General features: G+C 60.6%; 1 protein-coding gene. It reads left to right on the top strand.

The genetic code is table 11. The features are described from left to right. A partial coding sequence (locus GIR22_RS25865; protein WP_154746101.1) for an AMP-binding protein occupies positions 1 to 424 on the top strand: 424 nt, incomplete at both ends.

The raw sequence follows: 424 nt of genomic DNA on the forward strand, positions 1-424 counted from the left end.
ACGCCTGTGCAACCTTTACGGCCCTTCGGAAACCACCACCTACTCAAGCTGGGTGTCGATGGCTCGTGAAGACGGTTTTGCCGCACACATCGGCAAACCTGTGGCCAACACCCAGTTCTACCTGCTGGATGAGCACGGGCAACCGGTGCCATTGGGTGTTGCCGGTGAAATCTACATCGGTGGCGCCGGCGTGGCGCGGGGTTACCTGAACCGTGACGACCTGACCGCTGAACGCTTCCTCAAAGATCCGTTCAGCAGCGCTGCAAATGCACGCATGTACCGCACCGGCGACCTGGGCCGCTACCTGCCCGACGGCAACATCGAATACCTGGGCCGCAACGACGACCAGGTGAAGATCCGCGGTTTCCGCATCGAGCTGGGCGAGATCGAAGCCAAACTCGCTCGACACGAAGCGGTAAAAGAG

The organism is Pseudomonas karstica, assembly GCF_009707515.1.
Lineage (GTDB): Bacteria > Pseudomonadota > Gammaproteobacteria > Pseudomonadales > Pseudomonadaceae > Aquipseudomonas > Aquipseudomonas karstica.